This is a genomic window from Streptomyces sp. NPDC002788 (genome assembly GCF_053592115.1).
This window is the reverse complement of sequence record NZ_JBSFVB010000018.1, coordinates 158,270-179,025: the sequence shown is the minus strand read 5'-3', so window position 1 is coordinate 179,025 and position 20,756 is coordinate 158,270. Positions and strand designations below refer to the sequence as shown.

The 20,756-nt window shown below is 68.1% G+C and carries 21 protein-coding genes, 2 tRNA genes and 2 pseudogenes; 15 read left to right on the top strand and 10 right to left on the bottom strand.

Going from position 1 to position 20,756, the window contains the following annotated elements; all coding sequences use genetic code 11:
* Positions 1–76 precede the first annotated feature (76 nt).
* The 5 genes from ACWD1U_RS29800 to ACWD1U_RS29780 all read right to left on the bottom strand — a co-directional run bounded on the left by ACWD1U_RS29800 (position 77) and on the right by ACWD1U_RS29780 (position 1,512).
* Complete coding sequence (locus ACWD1U_RS29800) at positions 77–505, bottom strand: MaoC family dehydratase (protein ID WP_451112139.1); 429 nt, start codon at positions 503–505, stop codon at positions 77–79.
* A gap of 8 nt (positions 506–513) precedes the next feature.
* Positions 514–966 (bottom strand): FAS1-like dehydratase domain-containing protein, encoded by a 453-nt coding sequence (locus ACWD1U_RS29795; protein WP_451112119.1) that lies wholly within the window; start codon positions 964–966, stop codon positions 514–516.
* Positions 967–1,066: 100 nt separating this feature from the next.
* Positions 1,067–1,231, bottom strand: a complete 165-nt coding sequence (rpmG, locus tag ACWD1U_RS29790; RefSeq protein WP_003948671.1) for a 50S ribosomal protein L33 — start codon at positions 1,229–1,231, stop codon at positions 1,067–1,069.
* A gap of 89 nt (positions 1,232–1,320) precedes the next feature.
* A tRNA-Met gene (locus tag ACWD1U_RS29785) sits at positions 1,321–1,393 on the bottom strand.
* Positions 1,394–1,439: 46 nt separating this feature from the next.
* Positions 1,440–1,512: transfer RNA gene (locus ACWD1U_RS29780), tRNA-Thr, on the bottom strand.
* Positions 1,513–1,791: 279 nt separating this feature from the next.
* On the opposite strand from ACWD1U_RS29780, the gene ACWD1U_RS29775 reads away from it, so the two are divergent.
* Together ACWD1U_RS29775 and ACWD1U_RS29770 are read left to right on the top strand one after the other, a co-directional pair.
* Positions 1,792–3,051: an amidohydrolase family protein gene (locus ACWD1U_RS29775; RefSeq protein WP_451112118.1), complete on the top strand. Its 1,260-nt coding sequence runs from the start codon at positions 1,792–1,794 to the stop codon at positions 3,049–3,051.
* A 74-nt stretch (positions 3,052–3,125) separates the two neighbouring features.
* On the top strand, positions 3,126–3,782 hold the full coding sequence (locus ACWD1U_RS29770; RefSeq protein WP_451112117.1) for an NAD(P)H-binding protein: 657 nt from the start codon (positions 3,126–3,128) through the stop codon (positions 3,780–3,782).
* Positions 3,783–3,816: 34 nt separating this feature from the next.
* On the opposite strand, the gene ACWD1U_RS29765 is transcribed toward ACWD1U_RS29770, so the two are convergent.
* Complete coding sequence (locus ACWD1U_RS29765) at positions 3,817–4,029, bottom strand: hypothetical protein (RefSeq protein WP_451112115.1); 213 nt, start codon at positions 4,027–4,029, stop codon at positions 3,817–3,819.
* Between the two features lie 101 nt (positions 4,030–4,130).
* Between ACWD1U_RS29765 and ACWD1U_RS29760 the strand changes: the two are divergent.
* Positions 4,131–4,447: pseudogene (locus ACWD1U_RS29760) on the top strand (MFS transporter); the annotation flags it as partial.
* Positions 4,448–4,623: 176 nt separating this feature from the next.
* Here ACWD1U_RS29760 and ACWD1U_RS29755 read toward each other — a convergent pair.
* A pseudogene (locus ACWD1U_RS29755) lies at positions 4,624–5,070 on the bottom strand (aromatic-ring hydroxylase C-terminal domain-containing protein); the annotation flags it as partial.
* Between the two features lie 269 nt (positions 5,071–5,339).
* Here ACWD1U_RS29755 and ACWD1U_RS29750 point away from each other — a divergent pair.
* Positions 5,340–5,630, top strand: coding sequence for a hypothetical protein (locus tag ACWD1U_RS29750; RefSeq protein WP_451112113.1), 291 nt, complete (start codon positions 5,340–5,342; stop codon positions 5,628–5,630).
* Between the two features lie 2,017 nt (positions 5,631–7,647).
* Positions 7,648–9,318 (top strand): HNH endonuclease signature motif containing protein, encoded by a 1,671-nt coding sequence (locus tag ACWD1U_RS29745; RefSeq protein WP_451112111.1) that lies wholly within the window; start codon positions 7,648–7,650, stop codon positions 9,316–9,318.
* Positions 9,319–9,606: 288 nt separating this feature from the next.
* On the opposite strand, the gene ACWD1U_RS29740 is transcribed toward ACWD1U_RS29745, so the two are convergent.
* The gene (locus tag ACWD1U_RS29740) at positions 9,607–10,983 is read right to left on the bottom strand and encodes an IS1380 family transposase (RefSeq protein WP_451112110.1); all 1,377 of its coding nucleotides are present in this window, start codon (positions 10,981–10,983) and stop codon (positions 9,607–9,609) included.
* A gap of 471 nt (positions 10,984–11,454) precedes the next feature.
* Between ACWD1U_RS29740 and ACWD1U_RS29735 the strand changes: the two genes are divergently transcribed.
* Both ACWD1U_RS29735 and ACWD1U_RS29730 read left to right on the top strand, forming a co-directional pair.
* Positions 11,455–12,405 carry a DNA-processing protein DprA gene (locus tag ACWD1U_RS29735; RefSeq protein ID WP_451112108.1) on the top strand — a complete coding sequence of 317 codons (951 nt, stop codon included), beginning with the start codon at positions 11,455–11,457 and terminating at the stop codon, positions 12,403–12,405.
* Positions 12,406–12,874: 469 nt separating this feature from the next.
* Positions 12,875–13,309, top strand: coding sequence for a phosphoribosyltransferase family protein (locus ACWD1U_RS29730; RefSeq protein ID WP_451112138.1), 435 nt, complete (start codon positions 12,875–12,877; stop codon positions 13,307–13,309).
* A 186-nt stretch (positions 13,310–13,495) separates the two neighbouring features.
* On the opposite strand, the gene ACWD1U_RS29725 is transcribed toward ACWD1U_RS29730, so the two are convergent.
* Both ACWD1U_RS29725 and ACWD1U_RS29720 read right to left on the bottom strand, forming a co-directional pair.
* Positions 13,496–14,068 (bottom strand): GNAT family N-acetyltransferase, encoded by a 573-nt coding sequence (locus tag ACWD1U_RS29725; RefSeq protein WP_451112106.1) that lies wholly within the window; start codon positions 14,066–14,068, stop codon positions 13,496–13,498.
* Between the two features lie 40 nt (positions 14,069–14,108).
* Positions 14,109–14,867: a GntR family transcriptional regulator gene (locus ACWD1U_RS29720; protein WP_451112104.1), complete on the bottom strand. Its 759-nt coding sequence runs from the start codon at positions 14,865–14,867 to the stop codon at positions 14,109–14,111.
* A 471-nt stretch (positions 14,868–15,338) separates the two neighbouring features.
* On the opposite strand from ACWD1U_RS29720, the gene ACWD1U_RS29715 reads away from it, so the two are divergent.
* From ACWD1U_RS29715 to ACWD1U_RS29680, 8 genes are all read left to right on the top strand, one after another.
* On the top strand, positions 15,339–15,608 hold the full coding sequence (locus tag ACWD1U_RS29715) for a DUF6284 family protein (protein ID WP_451112102.1): 270 nt from the start codon (positions 15,339–15,341) through the stop codon (positions 15,606–15,608).
* Positions 15,605–16,054, top strand: a complete 450-nt coding sequence (locus ACWD1U_RS29710; RefSeq protein ID WP_451112101.1) for a Pycsar system effector family protein — start codon at positions 15,605–15,607, stop codon at positions 16,052–16,054. The genes ACWD1U_RS29715 and ACWD1U_RS29710 overlap by 4 nt, the downstream gene beginning before the upstream one ends.
* Positions 16,051–16,329, top strand: coding sequence for a DUF6303 family protein (locus ACWD1U_RS29705; RefSeq protein WP_451112099.1), 279 nt, complete (start codon positions 16,051–16,053; stop codon positions 16,327–16,329). Before ACWD1U_RS29710 ends, ACWD1U_RS29705 begins: the two co-directional genes overlap by 4 nt.
* Positions 16,326–17,183 carry a protein spdB gene (locus ACWD1U_RS29700; RefSeq protein ID WP_451112097.1) on the top strand — a complete coding sequence of 286 codons (858 nt, stop codon included), beginning with the start codon at positions 16,326–16,328 and terminating at the stop codon, positions 17,181–17,183. Before ACWD1U_RS29705 ends, ACWD1U_RS29700 begins: the two co-directional genes overlap by 4 nt.
* Entirely contained in the window at positions 17,183–17,518 is a 336-nt protein-coding gene (locus tag ACWD1U_RS29695) for an RRQRL motif-containing zinc-binding protein (RefSeq protein ID WP_451112095.1), read from the top strand. The genes ACWD1U_RS29700 and ACWD1U_RS29695 overlap by 1 nt, the downstream gene beginning before the upstream one ends.
* Before the next feature lie 13 nt (positions 17,519–17,531).
* The gene (locus tag ACWD1U_RS29690; protein ID WP_451112093.1) at positions 17,532–17,849 is read left to right on the top strand and encodes a hypothetical protein; all 318 of its coding nucleotides are present in this window, start codon (positions 17,532–17,534) and stop codon (positions 17,847–17,849) included.
* A gap of 101 nt (positions 17,850–17,950) precedes the next feature.
* On the top strand, positions 17,951–20,080 hold the full coding sequence (locus ACWD1U_RS29685; protein WP_451112092.1) for an FtsK/SpoIIIE domain-containing protein: 2,130 nt from the start codon (positions 17,951–17,953) through the stop codon (positions 20,078–20,080).
* Positions 20,081–20,284: 204 nt separating this feature from the next.
* Positions 20,285–20,749, top strand: coding sequence for a hypothetical protein (locus tag ACWD1U_RS29680; RefSeq protein WP_451112090.1), 465 nt, complete (start codon positions 20,285–20,287; stop codon positions 20,747–20,749).
* The last annotated feature ends 7 nt before the right edge of the window (positions 20,750–20,756 follow it).

The window sequence follows — 20,756 nt, the reverse complement described above, 5'->3', positions numbered from 1 at the left end:
GTCGCGTGGTCTGGTGCCGTGCATCGCAAGGCGCCAGACCACGCGACCTGATCGGACGCTCATAGTGCAAGGACCCCTAAGCCAGCCGGACGACCGCCCGCGACATGCCCAGCACCTTCTGCCCGGCGCTGGTCGCGGTGAGGTCCACGCGGACCGTGTTGTCGTCGAGCTTGGCCGCGACCTTGGCGCTGACCTGGATCTCGGCACCCTTGTCGTCGTTGGGCACGACGACCGGCTTGGTGAAGCGGACGCCGTACTCGACGACCGCGCCCGGGTCGCCGGTCCAGTCGGTGACCACGCGGATCGCCTCGGCCATGGTGAACATGCCGTGCGCGATGACGTCCGGCAGGCCGACCTCCTTGGCGAACTTCTCGTTCCAGTGGATCGGGTTGAAGTCGCCGGAGGCGCCCGCGTACTGGACGAGGGTCGCGCGGGTCACGGGGAAGGTCTGCGCGGGCAGTTCCGTGCCGACCTCGACGTCGGAGTAGGAGATCTTCGCCGTCATGTGATCGCTCACGCCTCCTCGGCCGCGCGGGCCACGAGCTTGGTCCAGGCGGTCACGACGTGCTCGCCGGCCTCGTCGTGGACCTCGCCGCGGATGTCCAGGATGTCGTTGCCCGCGAGGGACTTGATCGCCTCGATGGTGGAGGTGACCGTCAGCCGGTCGCCGGCGCGGACCGGGCGGCGGTAGACGAACTTCTGGTCGCCGTGCACCACACGGCTGTAGTCCAGGCCGAGCTGCGGGTCCTGGACGACCTGCCCGGCGGCCTTGAAGGTGATCGAGAAGACGAAGGTCGGCGGGGCGATCACCTCGGGGTGGCCGAGTGCCTTGGCGGCCTCCGCGTCCGTGTACACCGGGTTGGCGTCCCCGACCGCCTCGGCGAACTCACGGATCTTCTCCCGGCCCACCTCGTAGGGCTCGGTGGGCGGGTACGTCCGCCCCACGAAGGACTGGTCGAGCGCCATGGCCCGGCACCTCCTGGTTGAGCTACTGAACGGTACGGGTCACTCAACGACGCGAGGCCGCCCCCGATCACTCGGGAACGGCCTCGTGTACGAGCCTGATTTATCGCGTTTCGCGGTGCGCGGTGTGCGCGTTGCAACGCGGGCAGTGCTTCTTCATCTCAAGACGGTCCGGGTTGTTACGCCGGTTCTTCTTGGTGATGTAGTTCCGCTCCTTGCACTCCACGCAGGCCAGCGTGATCTTCGGGCGGACGTCGGTGGCAGCCACGTGAGTGCTCCTTGACGAACGGATAGATGATATTAACGCAGGAAAGAGTAGCCGATTGAAGGACCGACCCCGCAATCGGCTACTGTCAGTAGCGGTGACCGGACTTGAACCGGTGACACAGCGATTATGAGCCGCTTGCTCTACCGACTGAGCTACACCGCTGTGATGCGATCGGGCCCCGCCTTGCGGCGGGAACCTCTCACACCAGAGCCCCAAAACGGAATCGAACCGTTGACCTTCTCCTTACCATGGAGACGCTCTGCCGACTGAGCTATTGGGGCGAGCGATGAAGACATTACACGGTCGCCCGCCGTTCGCCCAAATCCGTTTCGCCGCCCCGCCCCGTGTGCCCGGACCGTCCTCCCGGCAGCCGCGTGCGGGCCTCCATGTTCCGTGCGTCCCGTCCCGTGCATCCGTTCCGTGCGTCCCGTTCCGTGCGGCGGACCACACCGGTACGACTATTGCGCTCCTCCCCGACACGGGCCAGAGGCCGTCCTAGGCTCGTCTCACTCTGCGTGATCATGCGTCCTCCCGCGCGCAGCCCGAGCCCCTGGAGTGTGATGCCCGACAGCCGGCCGCAGCCGCCACCTCCACCGTCGTCCTCGCCGGGTCCGGCCGACCCGTCGCCGCTGCTGCTGTGCGGGGCGCGGCTCACCGACGGCCGGACCGTGGACGTACGGCTGGTCGGCGGGCGCATCGAGGCGGTGGGTACGGCCGGCAGTCTGGCGGCGAGCGGCACGCGCGCGTGCGGGGCGCGGGTGGATCTCAGCGGCTATCTGCTGCTGCCCGCCCCGGCCGAGCCGCACGCGCACGCCGACACGGCCCTGTCGGCCGACGGCGAGGGGCCGGTCTCCCACGAGCCCCATGATGTCCAGCGCCGGGCGACCGAGGCCGCGTTGCTCCAGCTCGGGCACGGGGCGACGGCGGCGCGGGCGCACGTGCGCGTGGGGGACGTCAAGGGGCTGGGCGCGCTGGCGGCGGTGCTGCAGGCACGGCGGGCGCTGCGCGGTCTGGCGGAGCTGACGACGGTGGCGATGCCCCGGGTGCTGACGGGGGTGGCCGGGGCGGACGGGCTGGCGGTGCTGCGGGACGCGGTGAAGATGGGCGCCTCGGTGGTGGGCGGCCGGCCGGACCTCGACCCGGATCCGACGGGGTACGTGGAGGCGGTCCTGGAGGTGGCCTCCGAGCACGGCTGCCCCGTCGACCTGCACACGGACGCCGGGGATCCGGCGCGGCTGGCCCGGCTCGCTGCCATGGCGGGCGGGTTGCGCCCCGGTGTGACCCTGAGCCCGTGCGGGGATCTCGGCCGGTTGCCGTCCGAGGTGGCCTCGCGGACGGCCGACCAGCTCGCGGCGGCCGGAGTGGCGGTCGTGTGCCTGCCGCAGGGCGGCTGCGGCGGGGTGGACCGGCGGGGCGCGGCTCCGGTGCGGTTGCTGCGGGCGGCCGGGGTGCGGGTGGCGGCCGGGAGCGGGGCGCTGCGGGACGTGTCCAACCCCGTGGGGCGCGGCGACCCGCTTGAGGCGGCCTACCTGCTGGCCTCGCGCTACGGGTTGTCGCCCGAGGAGGCGTACGACGCGGTGAGTTCCTCGGCGCGGGCGGTGCTGGGGCTGCCCGCGGTGCGGGTGGAGGCGGGTTTCCCGGCCGAGCTTCTCGCGGTGCGCGGGGACCGGCTGGCGGGGGCGCTGTCCCTGGCGTACAGCCGGGTGGTGGTGCACAGGGGGCGCGTGGTGGCGAGGACCAGCGCGGTGCGGGAGTACTGCAGTTCGGCGGCCTCGGTGGAGCTGGACCTGCCGCGGCAGGGGCGCGGCGAGGTGTCGTAGGGGACGCCGCCGGTCACCGGGGTGCGGCCCAAGTCGTGCGGCGGACGCGGCTGTCCGGGCGTACGGTCGAAGGCATGCGCATTGTCATCGCTGGTGGTCATGGTCAGATCGCGTTGCGGCTGGAGCGCCTGCTCGCCGCGCGCGGGGACGAGGTGGCGGGAATCATCCGCAAGGCCGAGCAGGCCGACGATCTCCGGGAGGCGGGTGCCGAACCGGTCGTGCTCAACCTGGAGTCGGCGTCCGTGGAGGAGGTCGCGCAGCGGTTGCGGGGCGCCGACGCGGCGGTCTTCGCGGCGGGCGCGGGCCCGGGCAGCGGGGCGGCCCGCAAGGACACGGTGGACAAGGCCGCAGCGGTCCTCTTCGCGAACGCGGCGGTCGAGGCGGGTGTACGGCGTTTCGTGGTCGTGTCGTCCATGGGCGCCGACCCGCAGCACCAGGGCGACGAGATCTTCGACGTGTACCTGCGCGCCAAGGGCGAGGCGGACGCTCACGTGCGCGGCCTGGACGCCCTGGACTGGACGATCCTGCGCCCCGGTCAGCTCACGGACGACGCCGGCACCGGTCTGGTACGCCTGGAGGCGCACACCGGGCGTGGCCCGATCCCGCGCGACGACGTGGCCGCCGTGCTCGCGGAGCTGGTGGACACCCCGGCGACCGCCGGACTGATGCTGGAGCTGATCAGCGGGTCGGCGCCGGTGTCCGTAGCGGTGAAGTCGGTGGCGGGGAACTGAGGGACCCGGCGGGCGGGAAGCACGGCCGGCCCGCCTAGAACAGGGGCAGTTGGCCGGGGAAGTCCGGGACCGCGTAGCCGTCCAGGGACGGCTGTTCCGGACCCGGGCGGGCCTGGCGGCGCGAGCCCGGGCATGAGGTGAGTTCGCCGTGTTCGCGTGCGCCGGGCGGGTCGTGGCGCGCGTACCGCCCGGCGACGACGGCGATATCACGGCGGCACTCGGGGCAGATCCTGCGGCGGGAGGACATGGGGCCAGTGTGCCGCGCCTGCGGCCCGGCCACGCATCTCCCCGGGCGCCGCTGCCCGTCCTCCGCCCTCGAAGCGGCGCCACCGCCGTCGCCATCGTGGGATCGGCAAGTTCGGCGACATGTACGGCAAACGCCGGATGCTGCCGGTCAGTCTCGTCATGCTGGTGGCCGGCTCGGTGACCGCCGCGTTCAGCGCTTCGCTCTCCCAAGTGATCGTCGTACGGGCACCGCAGGGCCTCGCATCCGGCGTGCTCCCGCTCGGCATCAGCGTCATGCGCGACGAACTGCCCGCCAACGGCTCGGTTCCGCCACGGCGTTGATGAGCGCCTCGCTCGGTGTCGGCGTCGCCCGCGGAGTGCCCGCCGCCGCGCTGATCGCGGACGACTTCGACTGGCACGCGCTGTGCTGGGCCTCGGCTACCTGGTTGGCGGCATCGCACGGCGACAGGGCCGATGCCCCTGCTGCCTCGCGGCGGCCGTCGTCCTCCTGCCGGTGTGACCCTGCGGTTTGCGGTTCGCGCAGGGCGCGCGCCACCGCCGCACCGGTCGGGAAAGGGAGTGCACGCTCACACCCCCGACCGGTGCGGCCCACCGCTCACTGGTCCGCCGGCGCCGCGCCCGATCGGTCGCGCGCAGGGCCGAACCACCGCGGCAGCCGGTCGAGCGGTTCCTGCCAGTCCTCGCCGACCCATACCAGGTGCCGTCCGGGCGCAGCGGCAGCGCGGGCACGTCGAGTTCCTCACTGACGTCGACGACATGGTCGATCCGGCCCGTCCAGCCCGCCGACGGCAGCCGGCCGCCGGTCTGGTCGAGCAGCAGCCCTCGGCCGCCGTGCATCTGCTCAAAGAGGCGACCCAGCTTGCACGTCCTGCAGGCGCCGGCCGAGCAGCTCGTGGTCCTCGCCGACGTCGTAGCGGACGGCGATGGCGATGGCGGTGATCTTCTCGATCAGGTACCGGTTCTCCTCCTCGAAGTCCCTCAGTTCCGCCGGCAACCGGCGCACGGCCTGCGGCTCGGGTGCGAGCACCTGCATCTGCGCGCGATGCCCGGGACGTCATCGGCGCGCAGGAATGTCACTGCCGGGAACGCCGGCGCCCAGCCCGAAACCGCGACGGGCTCCTTGCCCAGGTCGAGGGCGAGGCGACGGGTGCTTCACCCGCGACGGGCTGCTGATCGCCGAGGCGATCGAGCGTCCGGCCACCGGCCCTGACTGCAAGCTGAAGAGCGGCACCTGGGCTCCTACCACGACGCCCGCGAGGTCACGTCGGCCGCGGCCATGGATGTCGACCACATGGTGCCGCTGCCCGAGGCGTGGGACTCAGGGGTTTCCCAGCGGACGGCCTCCGCCGCCAGGCCTCCGCCCACTACCTCGCGGACCCACGCAGCCTGATGGCTGTCTCCGCCGCGGCGCACCGCAGCAAGGCCGATCAGAATCCGGCCCAGTGGCTGCCCCCCAACACCAAGGCCACGTGCCGCTACATCATCGAGTGGACGGCGGTGAAACTCTGCTGGAGCCTCACCGCGGACACCGAGGAACGCGCGTCCCTCACCCCTCGCGGAGGCCTGCCCGGACGCCAGGTCAGCTACATCGCGGCGCCGTAGCGGAGTCGTCCCGGCCGGTGCGGTGGCGCCGGTCGGGCACGCCGCGGCGAGTGAGACACATCACCCTGCCTTGTGAGGGACCCCTACACGAAAGACCCCCTCTTATCTGCGTCTCCGCAGATAAGAGGGGGTCTTCCCCAGTGTGGCGGCGCCAGGATTCGAACCTGGGAAGGCTGAGCCGGCAGATTTACAGACCGCGCGGCTCACCGTCCTCTGCCAGTCAAGACGCCGTAGATCAACCGTTGCACCCCACGCCCACCCCACGACGCTTGATGGCCAGGCAGTAGAGGGGCCTTGGGGATCGAAGCTGCACCCACGCGAGCACCCCGGAGTCCGCGCACCTGGCTCTTCCTATTGCGATCGTTGGGCCAAGCAACCTGCGGCACACCAACGCGGGGACGCTACCTCCAGTTGCGCTAAGTAGAAGAAGCCCGAGTCTCATCACTCTCCACGGGGGGACCTGAGACGATGAACGTGTGTAGCTCCCGCCCCTCAGGCCAGCGGCCAAGTATCTGATCGACGTAGGCATCCCGCACAGGAAGAGCCTCAGAACGTAGAAAGGCGCCGAGGCAGGCAATACTGTCCGCGCACAGAGCCATTCCATGCCCGCGCCGCTCGACGTCGCTACGGGAATCGCCGACCGGCCCGACCTGCGTGTACAAGGCGTTGACAGTGAGTCGGGACCTGAGTTCGGCATCGGGCAGCCACTGCGAGTGCAACTGGATCGTTGCATGGTGCTGCTGCAAGGCCCTCCGGTAGTCGCGCTGCTCCTCCTCCGCCGCACCGTACGAGCCCAGTCGCAGGCTGTGTTGTATAGCCAGCAGCTCGCCCAGGATCTTTTCTGCTGCTGCAACCGCTTCGCCCCGCAGCCTCGCGGCCCTTGCTTCCCGGGCGCCATGTCGTTGCTGATACACGACCCCGCCGAACGTAGCGCCAGCACCAGCTCCTACACCAACCAGCCCTACCAGCGCACTGAGCACCGATGCGTCCATCCGAGGATGGTCGCATCGAGGCCGAGAGCAGCTCATCGAAACCCGAAAACCAGCAACCGAAGACCTGCCATGAGAGCTGGCCGCGGACCGAGCGAGCAGCTTTACAGCGGGCTGGCTCTCATGCTTCTGACCAGGCGACTCAACCGCCCAAGACCTGCCGTGGGGAACGCCTGGGGGAATCAAGGCCCATCACGCACCCAGCGGAAGGGCCTAGATGTCACCGGGAACGCCAGAGGAACCGTGCTCCACGCTTCACGTGAGCGGTGCACCAGCTTGAGCCGCCAACGGCAGCCTTTCCCGACCTGCGGGTCGGCGACCGGCACTATTCGCCAGCTTTCGCCACCCCACGCAGGACGCTCACCAGGCACTTCTAAATGATCTACGTCAGCAATGCAGCGCGCCACCCTTGTACGCCACGCTTCACCATGGGTTCCGCCACGATTTCGATCATGAATCGGGGCTCAGAGGCTTGATGCTCCCAGTGACTTGCGGTTTCCTCGTCATAGAGCCGAGAGGCTCGACACGACGCATGGTGGCCTGGCTCCGGGCGACACCCCGAAGCCAGGCTCACATGCGCGGTTACGGGCGGGTCCGGCCGAGTAGATACCGGTCGGGCTCGCCTACCACCCAACCAACCTGCCGGACCACCTCTGGTGCATCACACAAAGCGCTCGATGCACCCCGCGATGGCAGTGACCGTAGTGAGGATCAGGGCTGCAAGTTGAACCCAGTCCGGTAACTGGCTTCGCCTGCGGCACCGTGTCCGCCGAGTCGATCCCTCCATCTGATCCGATCTCCCATCTCTTAGCGTTCCCAACGGTGTTGGGACCCGCCCGATACGGCGGGCGTTCGGGGAGAGAGGGCATCGGACCCTCCGCAACTTAACTGGCGCGCCAGTAGCGCAAGCCGTGGTTCAGGGGTGGCGAATGCTGGCGAAAGATGCAGACCATCTTGGCCTCGCAGCCTGTCCAGTGGGCAGGACAGAGCCGACTCCACTGTCAGTGCCCTGATCTACGGTGTCGCCCATGGCACCTTCTGAGATCACTCGTGCAGGCATCCTGCAGGCGATTGCAGAGCACGACCGACTAGGCCCCGAGGCGTTCCGGGACACCTACGGCTACCGCGCCGCAGCTACCTACCTCCTCGAGCACGAGGGAAACCTGTACGACTCGAAGGCCATAGCTGGAGTCGCTCACCGGTACGACTTCGGAACACCACTCAAGCCCTCAGAGCTCAGTGGGGGCCTCAAGCATGCCGTGGCTTGGCTCAAGAGGGAGGGCTTCACCGTCGTAGAGCCCCCCAAGACCTTCCACCGGCGGGTGGGAGACGTCCGGCCAGCGCGGCGTGCGTCGGGCCCCGCCCTACATCGGCCCGTTCTCCTCCTCTGGGCGATCGGGCAGACCGTGGCTGGGGCACCCCGCCTGCAGCCATGGTTGGCAACCCGTGATGCTGTCGCGCCCCTGATGGAGAAGTATGGCCAGGTCGAAGACGGCGTGGACGGGGCACGTTATCCGTTTTGGGCCCTCGTCCGCGATGAACTCTGGACCGTTGAGCAGGGACACGAACTCGCCCTGACCAGTCGAGGGCGCCGCCCCACCCTTGAATCCCTGAACGAAGTCAACCCCGCTGGTGGTCTGCGCGAAGACGACTACAACCTGCTCCGCTCGCACCCTGATGCCGCGGCATCAGCAGCAGCAGGACTGATCCTCCGCTACTTCCATCCCCTTCCAGCAGACCTGCTGGAAGACTTCGGCCTGCACAACCTACTCGCCGGCAGATGGCCGGATGCTCTGCGGCCTCTGCTTGGGGAGACATTCCAAGACCGAGATGCCATCTGGCGTGCCTACGGCGGCCAGAAGATGGCAGAGATCGGCTGCCTTGCCGACGGCATCCTGAGCGTCTTCTCGGACGACAAGGGGCCCTACGCCGACGGACGCATCCCGGATACAAACTGGATCGCCTACGTCGGCGACGGGCTCTCCGGCGATCAAAAGCTCACCGACGGCAACGAGCTCATGGCCGAGCACCAGACCGCTGGCCGCCCACTGCGCTACTGGCACAAACCGTTCCAAGGACAGTGGAGCTTCGAAACGTGGGCCGTGATCGTGCGACGCCGGCTGCGCTGGGGCGTCGGAGCTGACAAACGTCCGCGCCGAGAGTTTCTCTGGGTACTGGCCCCCGTCCCATCCCCAGAGCGCGAGACCTGGCCCCTAGAGGTTCTCGAAGCACTTGACACCGACACAGGCGAACTGCACGACGATACGGGCGACTACAGCCCTATCGACGTCGATCCTGAAGCCTCCGGCACGAGGGAGAGCGACGAGGATGCGTACAGGCGCCTGGCGCAGAAGGCGGAAGCGAACGCCGAGCGCCGGGGCCAGATGAAGAAGCCCACACTGGCCGACAAGTACCTCCGCGACCCCAGCGCGAGAGCAGCGGTCATCAAACGCTGCCAGAACAGGTGCGAAAACCCTGAGTGTTCCGGCCACCCCACCGAGCGAACCACCGCCGGGCTGCCCATCCTGCAGGTGGACCACGTCAAGGACCTGGCCAAGGGCGGGCCCGATGTCCCCTGGAACATGATCGCTCTCTGCCCGAACTGCCACGCCCTGAAGACCTACGGCGAGAACAGAGAGAAGCTCAGGCGTCTCCTCGTGCTTACGGCACGCCGCCTACATGAGGAAAGACTCAAGTGACCCGTGTGTGCGCCAGGTCAGGTAGAGCTCTCAAGAGCCGTTGTGCGCACGCATCCACAGCCATCTGACCTGCTGAAAACGGTGACTGTCGCCAATCGTTGGCCTGTTGGTCCCCACAAGCCCTAACCTCGATCTTTCTTGATGGGCCGTCGACGAAGTCGGCGGCCCATTTCGTTGTCGATGGCTGAGGTCGGGCAGGTCGAAGGCCCGGGTGTCGTCTCGGGTGGACGCCGGGTTCCACTGCTCCGGGCTGGATCCTCTTCTCGTAGGGACAGGCGAGTCCGCCGGTCAGCCGGGGTTCGGCAGGAGTGCAAGCCGTTCGAGGGCGTCTGTGATCTCGCGGGTCCAGGGCCAGTGGTGGGCGAGGCGGAGGATGCGGCGCCGGCCGGTGGTGACGAGCTGACCGGCCGCGGAGAACAGGCGGAGCCGCAGGCGGCGCGGTTCCCAGAGGCGAGCTCTGCCGGTCAGGGCGAGCACGGGCATCCAGGCCAGCAGGTCGAGAGCGATCTGCACTATCTCCAGCCAGACCCTGTTCTGCGCGGTGTCGTGCAAGGGGAGGTTCCGCAGGCCGGTCGAACGTGCGGCCCGGATGCGGTCCTCCGCGCGGGCCCGCAGCCGGTGACGGAGTTCGAGTTCGGCGATCGGCCGGTCGGGGGTGTTGGTGGCGAAGCAGGTGATCCGCATGCCGTCGGCGTCCGTGATTCTCAACTGGGCTCCGGGGTGAGGCCGTTCCTTGCGGACGATCAACCGCATGCCCTTCGCCCATCCGTCGAGTAGGTCACCGGTGAGTTCGGCGACCCAGGCCCCGTCACGGACTTCGCCGCTTGTCTCGACGGCCGGTGTCCAGGCCGATGCGGGGATCTTCAGGACGTGCTGGTGGACGGCCTCGGTGATCACCATGCCGACCGAGTAGGACAGCCATCGTCCGCGCTGGGCGAGCCAGGCCACGAATTCATGGGTGCCGCCACCGGAGTCGCAGCGGATCAGCGTCCGCCGCCCTCGCCGGTACTTCCCCGGCAGTTGAGCGAGGGCGAGGCGGGTGGCGGTGATGTGGTCGGCGGCCGTGTTCGAGCCCGCGTTGCCTGGGCGCAGGAGAGCCGCGACGGGTTCTCCGGTTCCTCCGGGGCCGTGGTCGACGAACCCCATGAGCGGGTGGTGGCCGTAGGTCTTCTTCCAAGTCGGGGCGGCGTCCTGCTTGTCCGAGTGCGCGACGACCAGGACCCCGTCCAGGTCCACGATCACCTGCCCGCCGGCATCCGGAGCCTGCTCGCCGGCCAACTCCCAGACTCTTTTGCGGACTTCGGAACGTGCGGCGCGGATCGCGGTCAGCGCCTTCTCGCCCGAAGCGGCGAGGGTGTCGATCAACCGGGAGACCGTCGGATCGGAAGCCATCGGGCCGAACACGCCCGGCTCGGCCCGCAGCATGCCGATGTCGGCCAGGCAGTCGCCGCCGAGTGCGACGGCCAGGGCCACATCCAGCAGGACCTTGCCCAGATCGTGCACGGCCCGCGGCTTGCGCCACGGCGTGAGTCCCGCCGATATTGCGGCGTCCAGGCCGGACTTGCGGACCGTCTCGACCAGCAGCACCGACCCGGCCTGCGAGACCACCCCACGGCCCCCGCCCTCGACACGGACACGCGGGTACGACCCGCTACTCTTCTTCACCTGGAGAGTGCTTCTTTCCTTGCAGCTGACAGGACCCTCGACAAGTCCCATCGTTGCAGGTCAGCAGCACTCTCCATTTATTTGATCAAGACCCGGACAAACCCACTCGCGAAAGCGCGAGGCTAAAGAGAGGTTGCCACCAAGAGGCCGGCGGCGGCTTCATCGGGCCGGTACCCGCGGCAGGCGGGAGCCGCAGGTTGCGGCACCGCGGCTGGGCGCTTGGGATCGCCTATCTGCACGGCCGCGGCAGGAGCGAACAGGGATCAGTGTCACGCTGTCAGGGCCGCCTGGGCCAGGATGGTGGGCCACGTTCGAGTGATTCACTCTTGAGCAGTCAGCGCAGGTCACCCGCAGTATCACAGGCAAAATCCCGTTCTCACTGCGCGTATGTCTAGCAGCGGGACGTACTTAGCCTCTAGACTTTAGGAATCGATCCTTCGAACAGTGATCTTTGAGTAGAAGGAGACAGAGATGATCGATGAAGCACGAATGCGCCTGCTGGCGCTTTGCTCACTCCGCGTTGAGGGGAAGAGCGTCGATTGGTCACTGCTAGCCCGATGTGCGCTGAGGGGCCATCTTGATAGTTTGTGCGACGGGTTCATCGTAGAAGAATCCGATGCGGCTCGTAAGGCGCTTCCTGTTCTCCGCCGAGGGCTTCTCGACGGTACCCTCAGTGACCATTTCTCTCGAGTTGAGGACGAGCTAGAGAAGGCCGCAAAGGTCGGTGCCCATCTAGTCACCGTATTGGATGCGGAATACCCGGAGAACCTGCGCTCAGTCCCTGACCTTCCCCCATTCCTGTTCTATCGAGGGAAGCTCGACCATGACGCGGATGCGCACTCTGTTGCCGTAGTTGGGACTCGCGACGCCTCAGACCTCGGACTGTCGCGTGCTCGCAGAGTTTCACGGGAACTCGGCGAAGCTGGGTACACGATCACCTCAGGCTTGGCCCGCGGCGTCGACACCGAGGCACATCGCACAGCACTGCATTTCGATCGCCGAACCATCGCTGTAATTGGAACAGGCATCACTCGCTGCTATCCGAAGGAGAACGCGGAACTGGCTGAGGAGATTTCCGCGCGGGGCGTCATTGTCTCCCAGTTTTGGCCCTCACGGCCTCCCGGGCGTGACACCTTTCCGCGCAGGAACCATGTCACTTCCGCGATGAGTCTCGGCAGCGTCGTAATCGAAGCCTCAAGCACCTCGGGCGCCAAGATGCAGGCGCGCGTTGCCGCCGAGCAGGGTAGGCATGTCTTGCTACTCAAGTCTCTGGTGGACCAACAACCATGGGCGCAAAAAATGATTGCGACCCAACGCGCCACCGCTGTCAGCAATACCGAACAAATGCTCGAATTGCTGAGTGACCATGTCCGCACAGAGCAACCTCCGTTGCACGTGCAGCTTCCACTTGACGCTGGGTGATTGCCTGCTGCCCTCCAGTGGGATTAGCCTCTCAAGGGGGCTTGGCTGACGCAGGGGGTTGAGGTTGTCCTACCGCGAGTACCGTCGTTTCTTATGTCCCAGTGGCCGCATTGGGAGTACTGGCGGCTGGGTCCGGTGGCTGCGCGATCAGAATGTCGCGCCATCAGTCAAGACTGAGGATGTCGGCACGTGTTCTCTCTGTCGAGCTCCCACACGCATTGGGCCGCAAGGGACGCCGTACGCGCGCTGCTACAACTGCCGACAGAAGTACTCGTCCGTACTTGATGGATTTGTCCCCATTTGCTACTCGCTAGAGAGTGGCTTGGAAGGAATCCTTTGGTACGCCAAGAATGAAGCTGGATACGAATGGCTTCGCCTGCCCCTAGGGTCGCTTCTGTGTGAATTTCTGAAAGCTCACCGAGCATGCATTGAAGCCTACTACGGCGGGAGTTTCGATCTGTTGATCGCAATGCCTTCGCATTCCTCTACCCGAGGGGGTGTCGGACACTTAGAAGCCGTCATCGACTCTGTTCAAGACTTCTCATCGGAGTGGACAGCGGGCGCCCTGGTGAAGAATGACGCCTCGAAGGCTGGAGGGCGCCGGGAAAAAATTGTGCCCGGTCTATTCAGTGCTAGCTCAGCGGTCCATGGCAAACGAGTCCTCTTGTTCGACGACACATTCACGACGGGGGGCTCTATGGCAAGTGCCGCGCATGCGCTTAAGGAAGCGGGCGCTGCCGCCGTAGTAGGGCTAGCCTTTGGGCGCCAACTGAGTGCTACATGGCCTGATTCCAAAGACTTTGTCACCGCCCTTTCCGGGAGAGCGTTGGAAATTTCTGAGTGCGTGGTTCATGGTGGGCGCCAAGTAAGTCCCTTCGAGTTCCTGTTCAGGCAACCAGGCTAATGAAGCGTCAACCCTTATGCCCGGGTGGCGGGCCAGTTGGGCCGCCACCTCCTGTCTGTTCTGTTCCCACCATCCGCCCCCGCTCCCATCCCGTCTTCCGCCCGCAGTCAGTAGCCGCCTCCCACGTACGTCATGGCTACTCAGGGAGACGCTGGCGTCTACGGGCGTTGCTAGGTGCGTCCCGCATCAGTTGGTCAAGTCTTCGCTAGACGCATCCACCCTCTGATGCGGCAGGTCACGTTGCACTGCTGCATCCTCGTGGGAGCCAACACGCAAGGGGTCATGCGGCAAGGCCATCTCGCCGGCCCGCCGTTGAGCGAGCCACCCCGAACGCCTGTGGGCTGGCGCCTCGGTGCGTACGTGCTGGAACCCCAACCGTTCGTAGTAGGAGTGCAGTCCAGTGTTCGTCCGCCACGTGTCGATGCGCACCCAGGTTCGCCCTTCCAGTGCTGCGAGGCGCGACATCCAGTCGATGACACGCGTTCCTAGGTGTCTACCGGACGCCTCGCGCGCGACCATCAACTTGTACAGGTAAAGCGCCGATTCGGGACGGTCGGTGTCCGTCCAGAAATCCCGGTCAACGGGCCCACGGCTGACGGTCGCTAGTACCGTCTCGCCCTCACCGACAACGACCCATGCCCGCCCTTCATCTATGCTGGCGCGCCATTTCGCGATGGCGCGTTCACCTGTCTCCGGGTCACTCCACTGATCGGTTCCCTTGGTGCGTAGCCACCGTTCCGCCTCTACTCGAAGAGCCATGAGGGCGGGAACGTCCTCCGCCGCTGCCGGGCGGAGGTACTCAGTCCGTGCTGACTTCATAGAGGATCTTGTGCCTGTCTCCGGGGAGGATGGTGACCATGCAGCGGAGGGGGCGATCGTCCGCGTCATAGCCTGTTCGGGTGTGTTCTGCGACTGGAGTAGCTGCTGGAAGGCCAAGTTGCTCCGATTCCTGGTGAGTCGGCATGCGGACTGAGATTTCGTCCACGTACTTGGCCTGCACGAGCCCCACAGAGGCGAGAATGCCGCCGGGTGCGGAGACATCTCGAGGCTCCATCAGGGGCGTACCGACCACGATTTCCTGAGGAAAGTACGAATCGGCGAGGGCATAGGGCCGGTTGTCTATGTACCGGACACGCTTGCGCGCCACGGCAAGGCCGTCTTCGGGGAGCTGTAGACGTTCCCGGACGTGCGGCGGGGGTTCCACGATGGACACCGTGATGTCCTGGCGTGGAGCGTTGCCGTTCTCCGCGATCACGCTTGCCCACTGGTCGCCGGCTGTCCGTCCTTCGACCGCGTTCGCGTGGCGACTCCGGCTCTCAAGCGTCGTCCAGTTCCAGACGACTGGCGGGTAGTCCTCGCGGACGTACTTGCCCTGCCCCTGGCCGGTGACGACCAGGCCTTCCTCAATCAAGAGGCGCACGCCAGCACGGATCGTCTCGCGGCTGTAGCCGTACTGACTCATCATCTTGGATTCGCTGGGCAGGGCCTCACCGGCCGTCAGCCTGCCGGACTGGATCTGTTCGCGCAGGTCATAGGCGATCTCCTGCGCTTTCGTCATACCGCGTCGTACTGCCAAGACAACCCCTCTACACCGACTCCTCCGTACAAGTTAGACCAGGGGGCTTGACTCTCCAAGCTCGACTCGTGCAACCTTTTGCCAAGGCACTCCTCCAGACAAGGTGGATGGGGTGTCACGTACGGTTCTGCCGTACATGCGTGGTGCCCGGAGGAAAGCCCAGCTCAAGCGGGGTGAGTACGAAGTGAGCGCTTGCGGCTTGAGAACTCAACAGCGTGCCTGGGAGGCCGTCCCTCCCCCGCCAGCAAGAGGACGGACGCGTGCGGTTACGCCCGTACGCACCAGAACGAACCAGCCTCCGCAGCCTCGCTGCGGCCGGTTGCCTCCGCTGCTCGTCTCGTACGAGCAGCGCTGAGGGGAGCCGGATGTTCCGACTTCAACGGCGCGCGGCCCCGGTGCGGGAACACCGGGGCCGCTGTTCGGGCCGTTCCTGTGTGAGAGGAACCAGACCCAATGGACCACATCGTTACTGTTCAGGACGCTGTTACCGCGTTCGCCGACTTCATGGAGCCGACGGCCGCTGAGCTGGACGCGATCGAGCGGGAGATGCCCGTCATCCTGGCAGACGTCGAGCTGCTCGACGCGCAGATCATCACTCTGGACCGCACGCCGACCGAGCTGGACAACCGGCGCATCCGTCGGGCCCGCCGCCGCGCGCTCGCCGCGCGGGTCGCGCTGGTCAATCGCGCGGCCGGTGCGAGCCTGCCCGGGGGTGTTGCGTGAGCGCCACGGACCGCAACCTGACTGCCGCGCACGCTGAGGTGAAGGCGGAGATCACGCGGACCGACACCAAGACCGGTCTGCTGCTGGCGTTCGTCGGCGCGGTCCTGGCCGGTGCCTGGACGGTCGCCCGTGACCTGCCCCTCACCACCTCCGCCTATCTGGTAGGCGGGGGCGGGATGGTGCTGCTGGTCATGGCGGCTGGTCTGCTGCTGCGCTCGACTCGCCCGAACCTGCGCGGGCGGCACGGGTTCCCGCTGTGGGCAACGCTCACCACCGAGGAGATCGCGCAGCACGCCGCCGGGCGGGACCTGGCCGCCGACATCGCCGGACTCTCCCGGCTCGCGGTCGTCAAGTTCACGTGCCTGCGCCGCGCGGTCGACCTCACTTTGACCGGCGGGGCGCTGCTCGTCCTCGCCGCGCTGCTCACGGCGGGAGGTGCGCTGTGAGCACGCTGACCGCGCAGATGTCGAGCGACGGCGGGCCGTGGCGCCTATACGTCGTCGTGTACGGCGAGAGCGAGTGGCCCACCGTCCGATGGGAGTCCGGTCCGGTGCCCACCGGCGCAGACCGCCGGGAGGCACTGGCCGCCCTCGGTTACGAGGTGGTCCCCGGTGCGGAGTGGGCGTGGATCGAGGACAGCCAGAAGCCCTTCGACGACAGCACGCCGGTCGTCCTGATCGCGGCCGTGGACGTGCGCGATCAGGAAGGGGGCCCCGCGTGAGTGCCAAGACTGTTCTGCCGGCCGTTGCGATGACGGCCGTGTCCATGGTGCTAACCCTGGCCGTGGTCGTGATGTGGCTGGGCACGGCGGTGCCGTGGCCGGTGGCCGTGGTCGTCGGTCTCGGCATCGACGGCGGTTGGCTGGCCACTCTCGCCTACGAACGCCGCCTTACCGCGCAGGGCGACCACAACCGCACCGTGACCGTTGTCGGCTGGTTCTTCGGCGCGGTGGCAACCGGCGTCCTGGTCGCCCACGCGCTGAACGAGGAGTCCGCCGGCGCGTGGCTGGCCGTGGCCTGGCTCCCGATCGCGGCGAAGGCACTGTGGCTGGTCCACTCGATGTGGGAACGCACCGCGCTCACCCCGAACGCGCTGGACGCCATCCGCGGCATTCAGCAGGAAGCGCGCGACGAGGCAGCCGTGGCCCGTGCCCGGCTGCGGGCGGAAGCGTCCACCGAGGAGACTCGGTTGACGGCCGTGACGGCGGCCGGTGCCCGCGTCGCACACGTCCAGGCGAAGACCGCGCAGACGCTCTCTTCCGCGTGGTCGACGCTGGAGACGGCTCGGCAGGGCGAGGAGACCGGCAGGGCGCTGACCAGCGTGACGAGCCCCGTCACACCCGGCGTCACGGCCCGCTGGGAGCTGCCGGTGTGGGGCCCGAGCGAGCCGACCGGAGCACCCGCTCTGGAAGCCGCACCCGCCCTCACCGACCACGTGCTTGACGTCCTGGTCGACGAGATCCGTCACAGCCAGACCCCGCCCCTGTCCTACCGGGAGATGGCCGCGCGATTCCGCGCGGCCGGCCACTCCGCCTCCGAGGTCCGCCTACGGGCCGCCTGGAAGCGCGTCGCCTGATGAGCGCGCTACCGGTCTACCGGTGGCGCCTGGCCCCGGACGGCTACGCCACCCGCCGCCAGCTGAGGGCGCGCGGCTTGCGGCCTGGTGGTCAGGGCGTGGCCGCGCAGCTCGAACGGCCGCGCCGCCGACGGGGACCGCTGGTCGCCTACCTCTACCGCATCGACCTCGCCAAGCCCGTGCGGCCGATGACCCCGGGCCGGTGGGCGGCTCTGGCGAAAGCGAACGCTGCCCGCCGCATCTGCCCCGCCTGCCGGACCGATGCGGGCTACGTCATCCCCACCTCACTCGGCACCTGTGTGCCCTGCGCCTACCCCCACCCGCCGACTCCCTGAGGAGTGCCTGCCCATGCGCAACGCCGACATCCGCCGCCTGGACCGCGAGATCCAGGCGACGACGAAGAAGCTGGAAGCCGTCCGCCGGGGTGAGTGGTGGCCGCTGAACGGCAGTGAGCGCCGCGCGATGGCCCGCGCGCTGGCCGGTGGCGCCTACAAGGTCGCCCGGGGCCGCAGCGCGACCCGTTCTGAGGAGCGCATGGACGCGACCGGCAGCGCGGCCGAGATGCGGCTGAACGCGGAGCTGACCGCCCTGCACGGTGAGCGGCAGAGGCTCATCACCGAGGCCGCCCGCGCGAAGGCCGCCAAGAAGTCGTCCGGCTGGTTCTGACCAGTCATCACGCCGGGGTGGCCGCTCTTTCCACGGACCCGACCACCCCGGCTCTCTCCCTCACTCCCGCCCCTATGGGGGCAGTCAGGAGAACTTCCAGCATGTCTGAGAACGTCGTCCACCTCCACAAGCCCACCGACCCCCCGCCCCCCGACACCGCCCCCACCGTGCTCACGGTCGTACCTGACCCGCCGCCCGCCCGGCTCGTGCCGCTGTGGGTTCGCTCCGGACGCGCCATCAAGACCGCCGCCACCCACGAGCGCACGCGATCGACGGGACGGGCGGTGGCCCGGCACGCGTCCTACACCTTCAACGGCGGCCGGATCGTGGCCCGCCGCACCTGGGACGGCCGCACCGGGTCCCGTTACGAGCGGATGATCCGTGCGGCGGAGGCCGCTGGGAACCTGGAAGCCGCCGAAGAGTGGGAAGAGCGTCTGACGCGCTTCCGCGCCGCCCGCCATCACCGCCGCATGGACCTGCTGCACTCGCCCGTGGAGGCCGCCAAGGGCGTAGCCGTCGGCGCCGGAATGAGCATCGGCACCCTGGTCGCCCTCGGCATCGTCATGGCACTCAACACCGGCCACGTCGCCGACGTCATCACCCCCCTCACGGCGACCATCGACTTCATCGCCCTGCTCATCCGGATCGTGCAGATCGTGTGGGGTCCAGCGCTCACCATCACCCCGTTCCTGGCCCTGCTCGCCCTGTGGTCCGTGGGCCGCAAGCAACAGGCCGCCCCGAACTGGGCACTCCCCGCGAACGTCCGCAACGCCGAGGGCGAGCCGATCACGCCGTCCATCGTGGTCAAGGCCCTGCGCGACCTCGGAGTGCCCGCACTGCGCAACGCCATCAAGGAGATGGGCGACGCCGGTGCGAGCATGCTCGGCCCGATCCGCATCGCCGGATGCGGCGTGGAAGTCGACGTGACCCTCCCCTCCGGGGTGGCCACGAACGAGGTACAGAACCGGCGCCGCAAGCTTGCCGAGAACCTGACCCGGCACGAGCACGAGGTGTTCATCACGATCCCGGAGGCGGCCCGCACGGTCCGGCTGTGGATCGCCGACAGTGGGGCGCTGGATGAGCCGATCGGCCCCTCTCCGCTGGTCACCGACGAGACGCTGACCGCGAGCTACAAGACGGGCAAGGCTCCGTGGGGACAGGACCTGCGCGGGGACGCCGCTGAGCTGAGCGTGTATCAGCGCCACCTGCTCGTCACGGGCCTGTCCAACCAGGGCAAGACCGCCGCCCTGCGCGCGCTCGCCCTGTGGCTGGCCCTGGACCGCTCGGTGCAGTTCTGGATCGCCGATCTCAAGGGCATCGGCGACTGGGCCATGTTCGACGGCATCGCGCAGGTGCTGATCGAGGGACCGTCCGACGAGCACGTCATCCAGGCGACCGAGATGGTCGAGGACGCGGTGGAGGAGATGAACCGGCGCATCGAGGAGCGCCGCCGTGACCCGAGCATCGTGTTCGAGCCGCTGATTGTGCTGGTGGACGAGGCGCAGTTGGCGTTCATGTGTCCGGTCGTGGGCGAGGACAAGCGGCCCTACGGCGGCTCCAAGGCCACGTCCCGGTACTTCATGGCCGTCCGCAAGATTCACAACCAGGGCCGAGCGGTCGACGTGCTGATGTGGCAGGGCACTCAGGACCCCACCGACCAGAACCTTCCCAAGCTCGTGCGCGAGGGTGCCCACACCCGCGCCTCTCTCGTGCTGGGCACGGAGTCGCAGGCCCGGATGGCACTGGGCGACAAGGCCGTGGACGGCGGCGCCGCCCCGCACCTGCTTCGTCAGGGGCTGGACAAGGGCACCCTCGTGGTGGCCTCGGACGGCATCACGATCCCGGCCGGGCAGGCGTCCATCACGGTGCGGACCCACTTCATCGACGACGACCCGGCCAAGGAGGTCGCCGGCCGGGCCAAGGCCCTGCGCGACGGCGTTGCCACCCTGCGCGTGGTCGACCAGGGCGAGGAGCGGGACGCGCTCGCCGACGTCGCCGCCGTCCTCGGTGACGCCCCGCGGCTGCGGACCAATGAGGTGTTGAAGCGGCTGCACGCGCTGGACGCCAAGGCGTACGGCGACCAGTGGACCAACGACCGGCTGAAGCGGCTGCTGGAGGAGCACGGCGAGGAGCCGAAGAAGTCCCACGGGGTCATGGTCGTCCACCGCGATCACGTCCTGCGGGCGCTCGCCAACCGAGACGACAACGGTTCCGCTTCCGCCTCCGAGTAGCGGGGAGGAACGGCCGTCTGGCCCGGGGAGGCGGGGAGAACTCCCCAACCCCCTCCCCGGGCCGCCTCCCCCGCGTTGATCAGCGAAAACACTGTTTCGGGGAGGCGGGGGAGTCGCCCTGCTCAGACCCCCGAAACCCCCTCCACACGGCACCCCCAAGGGGGTGCCTCTGCCTCCCTAACCCAGCACCGGAAGGGATTCCGCATGTTCCCCAATTACATCCACAACGCGGGCGTAAAGCGGGCCGTGGAAGTCCACCAGCCCACCCCGCTCCCGCCCGCCGTCACCATCCCCGCGCCGGTCGCTGCGGTGCAGCCCGGAGCCGTTCCGACCGTGGCGAGCATCGTCCTGCCCGACGGCCGCGTCGTCACCGGCTACGCCATCATCCCCGCCCAGCCCGAACCGGTCGCGCCCAAACCGCCCGTGTCTCGCGCGGCGGTGAACGTCGCCCTCGGGGGCGTCGGGTTCCTCGCGGTGTGTGGCGGACTTCTGCTGCTGACGTCGTTCCTCGCGGCCCTAACCGCGTTCGTAACTCAGCTCATCACCCTGGCCGCGGTCATCTTCGGCGGATGGATCGCCGTGCAGATCTTCAGTGCGAGCGGCCACAAGGGCGGCACGACCGTGAACATCCGCCGGGCCGTGATCAAGCGCAACCACTTCCACAGCTAGCTACGCC

What these genes read in the sequence shown, in the direction of transcription:
- ACWD1U_RS29745 (WP_451112111.1), top strand. Translation starts at nt 7,648, where the DNA reads ATGGCACCTTCTGAGATCACTCGTGCAGGCATCCTGCAGGCGATTGCA.
- ACWD1U_RS29765 (WP_451112115.1), bottom strand. Translation starts at nt 4,029, where the DNA reads ATGTCCTCCCGCCGCAGGATCTGCCCCGAGTGCCGCCGTGATATCGCC.
- ACWD1U_RS29715 (WP_451112102.1), top strand. Translation starts at nt 15,339, where the DNA reads ATGGACCACATCGTTACTGTTCAGGACGCTGTTACCGCGTTCGCCGAC.
- ACWD1U_RS29800 (WP_451112139.1), bottom strand. Translation starts at nt 505, where the DNA reads ATGACGGCGAAGATCTCCTACTCCGACGTCGAGGTCGGCACGGAACTG.
- ACWD1U_RS29730 (WP_451112138.1), top strand. Translation starts at nt 12,875, where the DNA reads ATGCCTTCGCATTCCTCTACCCGAGGGGGTGTCGGACACTTAGAAGCC.
- ACWD1U_RS29725 (WP_451112106.1), bottom strand. Translation starts at nt 14,068, where the DNA reads ATGGCTCTTCGAGTAGAGGCGGAACGGTGGCTACGCACCAAGGGAACC.
- ACWD1U_RS29695 (WP_451112095.1), top strand. Translation starts at nt 17,183, where the DNA reads ATGAGCGCGCTACCGGTCTACCGGTGGCGCCTGGCCCCGGACGGCTAC.
- ACWD1U_RS29770 (WP_451112117.1), top strand. Translation starts at nt 3,126, where the DNA reads ATGCGCATTGTCATCGCTGGTGGTCATGGTCAGATCGCGTTGCGGCTG.
- ACWD1U_RS29685 (WP_451112092.1), top strand. Translation starts at nt 17,951, where the DNA reads ATGTCTGAGAACGTCGTCCACCTCCACAAGCCCACCGACCCCCCGCCC.
- ACWD1U_RS29720 (WP_451112104.1), bottom strand. Translation starts at nt 14,867, where the DNA reads ATGACGAAAGCGCAGGAGATCGCCTATGACCTGCGCGAACAGATCCAG.
- ACWD1U_RS29680 (WP_451112090.1), top strand. Translation starts at nt 20,285, where the DNA reads ATGTTCCCCAATTACATCCACAACGCGGGCGTAAAGCGGGCCGTGGAA.
- ACWD1U_RS29795 (WP_451112119.1), bottom strand. Translation starts at nt 966, where the DNA reads ATGGCGCTCGACCAGTCCTTCGTGGGGCGGACGTACCCGCCCACCGAG.
- ACWD1U_RS29690 (WP_451112093.1), top strand. Translation starts at nt 17,532, where the DNA reads ATGCGCAACGCCGACATCCGCCGCCTGGACCGCGAGATCCAGGCGACG.
- ACWD1U_RS29735 (WP_451112108.1), top strand. Translation starts at nt 11,455, where the DNA reads ATGATCGATGAAGCACGAATGCGCCTGCTGGCGCTTTGCTCACTCCGC.
- ACWD1U_RS29775 (WP_451112118.1), top strand. Translation starts at nt 1,792, where the DNA reads ATGCCCGACAGCCGGCCGCAGCCGCCACCTCCACCGTCGTCCTCGCCG.